Below are 8,563 nucleotides of genomic sequence, written 5' to 3'. Positions count from 1 at the left end.
TATGTTACCGTTCGACTTGCATGTGTTAAGCCTGCCGCCAGCGTTCAATCTGAGCCATGATCAAACTCTTCAATTTAAAGTTTGATGCTCAATAACTGTCTCTGACATATTCAAATGAATCTTCAGTGTCACTTATCAAGACTTAATTTTTTAGTCCGTAGACTTTAATCTTTTGTCTCGCAAGTGCCCACACAGATTGTCTGTTTCTTATTTTTAAAGAGCTAACAGCCTTTTTAAATCAATCAACTTTCCGTTAATTTACTTCGCTGTCTCAAGGGTTGCGTATACTACGCTAACCTTTTTTGTTCGTCAAGATCTTTTTTCAAAATTTTTGATCTTAATTTTTCACTAACTCGCCTCAGCTTTTCTCTGACGCCGTGTCAGTGGGTGCGCATTATAGGGACTTTAAAAATTCGTGCAAGCATTAATTTCAATTTTTCTCTCGTTTGTTTTTTATTTGTTCAAATCCTTTTATTCGCTGCATTTGATGTAAATATGAAAATCCTTGTATTTTCAATAATTTTTTCAAAATTAATTGATATTTTGACTATATTTAAAAAGAGAACGATTATTCTCACTATAGTAATTATTCTTTTTTTACCAAAAGCATTAAAAAGCACTAAATATAAATAACGTGATTTAGCGAATTCCACCTATAAGATATTTTGCGTTATTTTTGAAAATCAATTTTATTATGTTGGCAATCATAATACTGATAACTAAAGTAGAGACTAAAAAAGTTACAGCCCCCAATGATGCTAACCAACCATTATCCGTTTTAATTATATTACTTAGTGGAGAGATATATAACAGATGCTCAAGCTGTAGCACAATGATTTCATGAATAAAATAGATGGGAAAACTTATATTTGCCATATAAGAGAAAAATTTATAAATCTTTCCTTTATTCTCTTTATGATTGAGCCCATCTAAAAAATAAAGTGCTAATATAAATAAAATGATCTTTTGTAATGTATCATAATATAGCTTTTCTACAACCAAATGAGTCATATAGCGATAAGCAAATGGAATGAAAAAACATAAACAAAAAAAGGATATTATCAAAAACAAATTATCTTTTACTGATTTGATAATAGTTTCATAATTTTGTTTTATCATCATGCCAATTAGATAAATAGGACCGTAATGCAATAAATTTAAAAACGGTTTAGTAAAATCTGGCTTAGTAAACATCACAACCCAAAACATAGCAATCAAACCTGCAACAATTAATTTTTTTTTCGACCAATAAAAGAAAAGTGGTCCCATTAAATATATAATGATAATCATTGGCATAAACCATAAAGGTAGAAGCTGTGTGCCAGTTAGCATCATGTGAACTATCGCATTCATAACACTAGGCTCAATTGATGAGAACCATGGCAAATTGGATAAGTACTGATAATGAAAAAAGATAAAACAAAAAAGTGATACCGAAATATAAGGGCATACTACTGTCTTAAATTTTGATAAATAGTATGTTTTAGTATCATATTTGTAAGTCAAGTGTTGAAATAAAAAACCGGCAATTAATACAAAAAAAGTAGTGAAATTAAATGCAAATAAATTTAAAAAAGAAAATAAATAACTATTTGTAATTAAATGATTATTTTTAAATACACCTAAGCAGTGACTAAAAACAATCATAATAATCGCAACACCACGTAATACGTGAATAGAATGAATTTTTTGCGGTTTTTCTGTTACCATTTTCGATAGTGTGAATAATGAAAGTGAATGTGCATACATTATCACATATTTATGTAACTAGAATACTCTTTTACAAAAAAAACCATATAAGAATACAGTGAAAATATTAATATAAATCAATATTATAATCGAATTGCGCTTGATTTGATTACCTAACCAATTTATTCGCCGCAAATGAACAAATAGGAATAATTTCTCGATTTTCCTGCCGGAGACGTTTTACCACTAACTCTAATAAATTATCAGCGATACCTTGCCCTCGATATTTTGGATCGGTATAAGTATGATTAATAGTCGCTTTATCTTTTCCCACTCTTGTAAAAGTCATTTCAGCGATTTCTTTATTATTAGCATCACAAACATAAAAGCGATTGCTTTCTTCTAAAAAACGTAATGACATAAAATTACCCGCATAATATGTGTAATTAATTGATTATAAATTACATCCATACTTAATAAAATCCAAGAATTTTTTATAATAACTGAAATCTATTACAGGAAAACATGTAGAGAAAAAAATAGGTGACTGTTTTAAGATTTTATCTTTAACAGTTCACCTATAGCAAAACAGAATGATATTAATTAATGTAGATTATGCTTTAGTTGCACAATAAACGATTTAAAATAATCGTTTGGCAGTATTATATAGATCAATATCAAATGGGCGTTTCATATTATTGATAGCATCAACAATATTATGATGCACTAATTTATTATTTTGTACACCTACGCTTCTACCTGCCTCACCTTGTAACAATAATTCAACGGCATAAGCTCCCATACGAGAACCTAAAATACGATCATAAGGAACCGGTGAACCGCCTCGTTGAACATGCCCTAATACTGTTGCCCGTGTTTCGTGATGGACTGCTGCTTCAATGTCTGCAGCAAGTTGCTTAACATCACACATATGCTCGGTAACAGTCACAATCGCATGTTTTTTACCTTTAGCAAAGCCGAGTTTAATCTCTTCGATTAGATCTTCTTTAGTATATGAAACCTCAGGAATAATCATAAACTCACACCCACCAGCAACTGAGGCATTTAAGGTTAGATCGCCACAGTCTCGTCCCATAATTTCAATTACTGAAATTCGGTTATGTGAAGAACAAGTATCGCGTAATCTATCAATAGCTTCAACAGCAGTGCTAAGCGCAGTAAAATAACCAATAGTATAATCAGTGCCACGAATATCATTATCAATAGTACCTGGTAAACCAATACATGGGAAACCTTCTTCAGTCAATCGCATTGCCCCCATATAAGAACCATCACCACCAATAACAACTAAAGCATCAATTTGATGCTTTTTCAAATTAGCAATGCCCTTTTGTCTTACTGCTTTATCTTTAAATTCTGGAAATCTAGCCGAACCAAGAAATGTGCCACCACGAGTAATGATATCTGACACACTTGAACGTTCTAGTTGAACAATGCGATCTTCACAAAGCCCCATATAACCATCATAGATACCAAAAACATCTAGCCCTTCTGCCAATGCAGTTCTAACTACACCACGAATAGCTGCGTTCATTCCTGGAGCATCGCCACCACTGGTTAAAATACCTATTTTTTTTATCATATTAAATAACTCCAATTTATTAACTTTTCGTTATTATAGAGTCTTAACAGATATCTAACAATAGACAATAAAAGCTATTTCTGATTAATTTTTCTACTTTTTCATTTCAGCAGGCACAACAGAAACTGGGTCTTGATGAATAATTACTGTTGCAGGTGAAAATTCTTCTGCAATATATTTTTCAATAGCATCCGCAATAGCATGAGCTTTAATTAAAGGCATGTCATCATCGAGTTCAAGGTGTAATTGAATAAATTTTATAGGTCCTGCTTGTCGTGTTTTTAGATCATGAAAACCTAGAACATCAGGGTATGAAGAAATGATTTCAGCAATTCGTACATTATCGCTATCAGGCAAAGCGCGATCCAGCAGATCTTGGATAGCATGATAAGCAATATGGTAAGCATTATAACAAATATATAAAGCAATCAAGGCTGCAAAGGCAGCATCAGCATAAGTAAGGCCATACCAACTTAAGCAAAGCGCAATGATAACAGCAATATTCATCAACATGTCGGAGGAGTAATGTAGCATATCAGCCTGAATAGCATGACTATGAGTCATTTTTACAACTCGCCTTTGATATAAAACAAGGAAACCTGTGATTACCGCTGAAACTGTCGAAACCATAATTCCTAATAAAGGGATTTGCAATTCGCTAGGATGAATAAAAGATCGAACACTAGAAAATAATAAAATTATCGCCGAGCCAATAATAAATGCGCTTTGTGACAATGCAGCCAAAGATTCAGCCTTGCCATGACCAAAAGTATGCTCATCATCAGCAGGTTTTAACGCATAGCGAACTAAAAAAAAATTGAAACCAGATGCAAGTAAATCAATACTTGAATCCAGTAATGAAGCAAATAAACTTATTGAACCAGTTAACCAACACGTAATAAATTTAATTAAAATTAGAAAAATAGAGGTCAAAACGGCAATTAACGTTGCTCTTTTAACTAACTTTTCGTACAAATGTGAATTTGACATTTAGTACCTAATTTATTGATAAGACTCAATTCCCAACGGAAGAACTAACTGCTCGGCAACCTCAGCAGCCTTTGTTCGGCCTAACAATACATCGATAATTTTTAAAGCAAAATCAATAGAAGTCGCAGGACCTTGACTAGTAATAACGTTATTCGACTTGTCAAAATAAACCCTATCTGCTTTCCAATTTTTGAATGCACCTTTAGTAGTTGGGTAACCTGTCATATTAGCGTTAGGAAATAAATTATGATGTTGTAAAACCATAGCTGGCGAAGCACAAATTGCAGCAACAATACCACCATTTAAATGCGTTTGCTTTAATTTCTCAATCAATAATGGACAATCTCGAAAGTTTTCAGCTCCTTTTAACCCACCAGGCAACACCACTACGTCAAAATCGATGTATTGAATGTCTGAAAATACTTTTTGAGCCAAAATTGTTACGCCTCGAGAGCAGGCAATTTCACGAGAACTTGAAATGCTAGCTGTCGTAACATTAATTGCTGCTCGAGTTAATAAATCAATTGTTGTCACAGCTTCTGTTTCTTCACAACCGTCCGATAAAAACACCAATGCTTGTTTTGTCATTATTTTATTATCCTTTCAATATTGGCACCTAGTTTTCTTAATTTTGCTTCAATATTGTCATAGCCTCGATCAATATGATAAATACGATCAACGGTAGTTAGCCCCTCAGCTATACAACCCGCTAAAACTAAACTTGCTGAAGCTCGTAAGTCCGTTGCCATTACTTGTGTACCACTGAGCTTTTCGACACCGTGAGTTATTAAGGTGTTACCTTCAATTTCTGCTCTGGCTCCCATACGAATTAATTCAGGCACATGCATAAACCGATTTTCAAAAATCGTTTCTTTAATGATCCCTGTGCCTTCAGCAACCATATTTAATAATGAAAATTGAGCTTGCATATCAGTAGGAAACCCTGGGTGAGGTGCGGTATGAATATTCACTGCTTTCGCTCTTTTTCCTTGCATATCTAAACACACCCAATCTTTGCCAAATTCAATTTTAGCACCTGCTTCTTTCAGCTTAGAAAGCACAGCATCAAGCAAAGTGGGATCAGTATTACGACAAGTAATTTTACCTTTGGATATCGCAGCTGCCACTAAAAAAGTTCCTGTTTCAATGCGATCAGGAACTATCTCATGAACACCACCACCTAAGCGTTCAACACCTTCAATCTCAATACGCATAGTACCAGCACCTGTAATTTTGGCGCCTAGCATATTTAAAAATTTAGCTGTATCAACAATTTCAGGTTCACAAGCTGCATTTTCGATTATCGTTTTACCTTCCGCTAAAGTTGCTGCTGACATAACAGTAACGGTTGCACCAACACTTACTTTATCCATCACAATATGAGCACCTTTAAGCCGACCATTTACTGATGCTTTAACATAACCTTCATCAAGCGTGATAGTTGCACCTAATTGTTCAAGACCTGTAATATGAAGATCGACAGGCCTTGCTCCGATAGCGCAACCACCAGGCAATGAAACTTGTCCTTGCCCAAATCGTGCCACAAGTGGACCTAAAGCCCAAATTGAAGCTCGCATAGTTTTAACTAACTCATAAGGCGCACAATAGTTATTAAGATGACCCGCATCAAGATGAATAAAGTCATTTCGCTCACATTTTACACCTAGCTGACTTAGCAATTCCAAAGTCGTATCAATATCTCTCAACTTGGGTACATTTCTAAGTTCAACAGGCTTTTCAGCCAAAATGGCAGCAAATAAAATTGGCAGCGCAGCATTTTTTGCGCCAGAAATAACCACTTCACCGTTTAACGTGGTAGGGCCTTTTACGTGAAACTTTTCCATTATTAACTCTTATGCGTGATAAATTGGCAAACATTATAGAAGTTATTTACTAATAGATAAATGAATTTCATGAAAAAATTAAAGTGCTATTCTTTTCAAATCAACTAAAAGTACAGAAAATCAAACGCTATCAAAAATTTGATTTTTATTTGCGAATCTAATAATCATTACAATTAATCAATGATTGGCTCAGGCAAATTCCCACCTTTATTGGTATATACTGCATTCGTCATTATAATTTGAGTTATGCGATATAACCATTTAAAGATTTTATATTTCAATAATATCGTATTCAATCTGAGAAAAATATGTTTGATTCTCTCTCTAAAGTAGGGAAATACCTTGGTCAAACTGCAAAACTGATGGTGGGCACTTTTGGTTATGATAATTATGTTCACCATATGAAGCTTACCCACCCAAAGCAACTCCCTATGTTTGATAAAGTTTTTTTAAAAAGCACTAGAAGGAAAAAGTCAATGGCAAAGGTGGTTTTAAATATTGCTAATAATTAAAAAGCTATAAGTAAAAGATTTTATTACTAATTCATTATTACCTGTAATCTTAATAACTTTCTTCGCTCAGGTAAGACAACACACCTTAATTATTTATTAAAACAACATAACAGTGATGAAAAGCCATTATTATCGAAAACGAATTTAGCTCAGTAAGCATTGATAGTAATTTGTTAAATATTAACACTAAAATTCAAATCGTTGAAATGACCAATGGCTGTATTTACTGTAGCGCGCAAGGAAAACTAACCGAAGCATGACATAAATTACACGTAAAACACTAAGCAGGGTGAATTACAATTTGATTGGTAGATTATCCTACCAACTGATCTTGCCAATCTGGGATCTGGCACCAATGATTCGAGCCGTTTTTATTGATGATCTAATTCGAGAAAAATCCAACTTGATCGATTATTACACGGGTAGATGCGCAACATATTTTAATAAATATCACATAGTTATTTCAAAAAATTGTTTTTTCAAATCGCATCATTTTTTAACGAAAAAGACCGCGTTGGCAATGAATAAAAAGCTGAAGTGATTCACCGAATTTATAAAATCCACCACAAAGCGACTATCTTTGAAGAAGTAAAAGAGCAAATCCCAAAATCACATTGGCTTGCTATACAGCGCTTTGATCAAAGTAATGAACTATATCAAGCATTAAAAAAACAGCATCAGATCAATAACAAAGTTAACATATTGAAAAAAATTATATTATATGATGAAACGGTATACATTCCTGAAACTTTTTGACAAGCTAGTTGGTATACAGAAAACGACATCTCTAATAGCCACATTGAATTTAATTTGCTAACATGAAAGCTTTTTTAACCGTGATAAAGCAAGCAGTACAATAACATGGATTATGATATCGCAATTATAGGGCTTGGGCCTGCAGGCAGCACGTTAGCTCGTTTACTTAGCCCGTCGTTCAAAGTCATTGCATTAGATAAAAAACATCAATCTACAGATGAAGGTTTTCATAAACCTTGTGGTGGATTATTAGCAGATGATGCACAAAAAGCTTTTGTTCGACAAAAGCTGAATTTACCCACTGATATTTTAACTAATCCTCAAATTTTTAGTGTCAAAACTTATGACTTACAAACAAAACTTGTTCGCAATTACCAACGAAGTTATGTGAATTTTGATCGACACAAATTTGATCTATGGTTAAAATCACTGATACCGTCAAAAGTAACCGTTCTTCATAATACGCTTTGTAAAGAAGTAAGGCGCATTATTGATGGCTATCAAATCACTTATATTGATGAAAACAAAACCGAATATAATATCACAGCGCAATATGTAGTAGGTGCTGATGGCGCCAATTCCCTTGTTAGGCGGATGCGATATCCTCAGCATACAATAAGGCAATATGTAGCTATACAACAATGGTTTGTAGAACAACACCCAAATCCATTTAATTCGTGTATTTTTGATAATCAAACAACAAATTGCTATGCTTGGAGCATTTCAAAAAATGGTTATTTTATTTTTGGTGGTGCTTTTCCTAAAAAAGTGGCAAATCAAAATTTTGAGCAATTAAAAGAAAAATTAACAGCTCAGGGGTTTATTTTTAGTAAACCAGTCAAAACAGAAAAGTGTTTAGTGGTTTACCCAAATCGGTTACGTGATTTTTATACTGGCAATGAAAACATATTTCTAATTGGCGAAGCTGCAGGTTTTATTAGTGCTAGTTCTTTAGAAGGAATTAGTTATGCATTGGATAGTGCGGAAATTTTAAGTAAAATTTTAAACAGTAAACATCCGAAACCAAATAAATGTTATTATCAACGCACAATTCCACTACGTTTAAAACTCTATTGCAAAATTGTTAAAGCTAAATTATTAACGACGCCTTTCTGGCGTAAGTTGATCATGAAAAGTAAGATTCAACATATTAGGCAAATTGAATAACG

9 protein-coding genes, 1 rRNA gene and 1 pseudogene are annotated in these 8,563 nt (G+C 33.4%); 4 read left to right on the top strand and 7 right to left on the bottom strand.

What is annotated here, in order from left to right:
• The 7 genes from A9G30_RS08300 to murA form a co-directional block, all read right to left on the bottom strand.
• A 16S ribosomal RNA gene (locus tag A9G30_RS08300) occupies nucleotides 1-76 on the bottom strand; the annotation flags it as partial.
• A 563-nt stretch (nucleotides 77-639) separates the two neighbouring features.
• Nucleotides 640-1,710 carry an acyltransferase gene (locus A9G30_RS08295; protein WP_218057788.1) on the bottom strand — a complete coding sequence of 357 codons (1,071 nt, stop codon included), beginning with the start codon at nucleotides 1,708-1,710 and terminating at the stop codon, nucleotides 640-642.
• 148 nt (nucleotides 1,711-1,858) lie between these two features.
• Nucleotides 1,859-2,110 (bottom strand): GNAT family N-acetyltransferase, encoded by a 252-nt coding sequence (locus A9G30_RS08290; protein ID WP_065588640.1) that lies wholly within the window; start codon nucleotides 2,108-2,110, stop codon nucleotides 1,859-1,861.
• A gap of 219 nt (nucleotides 2,111-2,329) precedes the next feature.
• Nucleotides 2,330-3,292, bottom strand: coding sequence for a 6-phosphofructokinase (gene pfkA / locus A9G30_RS08285; protein WP_065567323.1), 963 nt, complete (start codon nucleotides 3,290-3,292; stop codon nucleotides 2,330-2,332).
• 93 nt (nucleotides 3,293-3,385) lie between these two features.
• Nucleotides 3,386-4,282 (bottom strand): cation diffusion facilitator family transporter, encoded by an 897-nt coding sequence (locus tag A9G30_RS08280; RefSeq protein WP_065567322.1) that lies wholly within the window; start codon nucleotides 4,280-4,282, stop codon nucleotides 3,386-3,388.
• A 12-nt stretch (nucleotides 4,283-4,294) separates the two neighbouring features.
• A complete protein-coding gene (locus A9G30_RS08275) occupies nucleotides 4,295-4,870 on the bottom strand; it encodes a DJ-1 family glyoxalase III (protein WP_065579612.1) in 576 nt (191 codons plus the stop codon).
• A complete protein-coding gene (murA, locus tag A9G30_RS08270) occupies nucleotides 4,870-6,126 on the bottom strand; it encodes a UDP-N-acetylglucosamine 1-carboxyvinyltransferase (RefSeq protein ID WP_065588639.1) in 1,257 nt (418 codons plus the stop codon). Before murA ends, A9G30_RS08275 begins: the two co-directional genes overlap by 1 nt.
• Before the next feature lie 308 nt (nucleotides 6,127-6,434).
• Between murA and A9G30_RS12425 the strand changes: the two are divergent.
• The 4 genes and pseudogenes from A9G30_RS12425 (at nucleotide 6,435) to A9G30_RS08260 (ending at nucleotide 8,561) form a co-directional block, all read left to right on the top strand.
• Nucleotides 6,435-6,631: pseudogene (locus tag A9G30_RS12425) on the top strand (CstA-like transporter-associated (seleno)protein).
• Nucleotides 6,632-6,763: 132 nt separating this feature from the next.
• Nucleotides 6,764-6,898, top strand: a complete 135-nt coding sequence (locus tag A9G30_RS13650; protein ID WP_081295765.1) for a GTP-binding protein — start codon at nucleotides 6,764-6,766, stop codon at nucleotides 6,896-6,898.
• Nucleotides 6,899-7,175: 277 nt separating this feature from the next.
• A complete protein-coding gene (locus A9G30_RS08265) occupies nucleotides 7,176-7,394 on the top strand; it encodes a hypothetical protein (protein WP_065588638.1) in 219 nt (72 codons plus the stop codon).
• A 105-nt stretch (nucleotides 7,395-7,499) separates the two neighbouring features.
• On the top strand, nucleotides 7,500-8,561 hold the full coding sequence (locus A9G30_RS08260; RefSeq protein WP_065588637.1) for an FAD-binding protein: 1,062 nt from the start codon (nucleotides 7,500-7,502) through the stop codon (nucleotides 8,559-8,561).
• Nucleotides 8,562-8,563 lie beyond the last annotated feature (2 nt).

Origin of the sequence: Gilliamella sp. Fer4-1, assembly GCF_001690515.1 — a bacterium.
In the GTDB taxonomy this organism is placed as follows: Bacteria; Pseudomonadota; Gammaproteobacteria; order Enterobacterales; family Orbaceae; genus Gilliamella; species Gilliamella apicola_C.
This window is presented reverse-complemented; position numbering and strand designations above follow the sequence as displayed.

Coding starts and splice junctions, on each gene's coding strand:
- A9G30_RS08280 (WP_065567322.1), bottom strand. CDS start 4,282: ATGTCAAATTCACATTTGTACGAAAAGTTAGTTAAAAGAGCAACGTTA.
- A9G30_RS08275 (WP_065579612.1), bottom strand. CDS start 4,870: ATGACAAAACAAGCATTGGTGTTTTTATCGGACGGTTGTGAAGAAACA.
- A9G30_RS08295 (WP_218057788.1), bottom strand. CDS start 1,710: ATGGTAACAGAAAAACCGCAAAAAATTCATTCTATTCACGTATTACGT.
- A9G30_RS08260 (WP_065588637.1), top strand. CDS start 7,500: ATGGATTATGATATCGCAATTATAGGGCTTGGGCCTGCAGGCAGCACG.
- pfkA (WP_065567323.1), bottom strand. CDS start 3,292: ATGATAAAAAAAATAGGTATTTTAACCAGTGGTGGCGATGCTCCAGGA.
- A9G30_RS08290 (WP_065588640.1), bottom strand. CDS start 2,110: ATGTCATTACGTTTTTTAGAAGAAAGCAATCGCTTTTATGTTTGTGAT.
- murA (WP_065588639.1), bottom strand. CDS start 6,126: ATGGAAAAGTTTCACGTAAAAGGCCCTACCACGTTAAACGGTGAAGTG.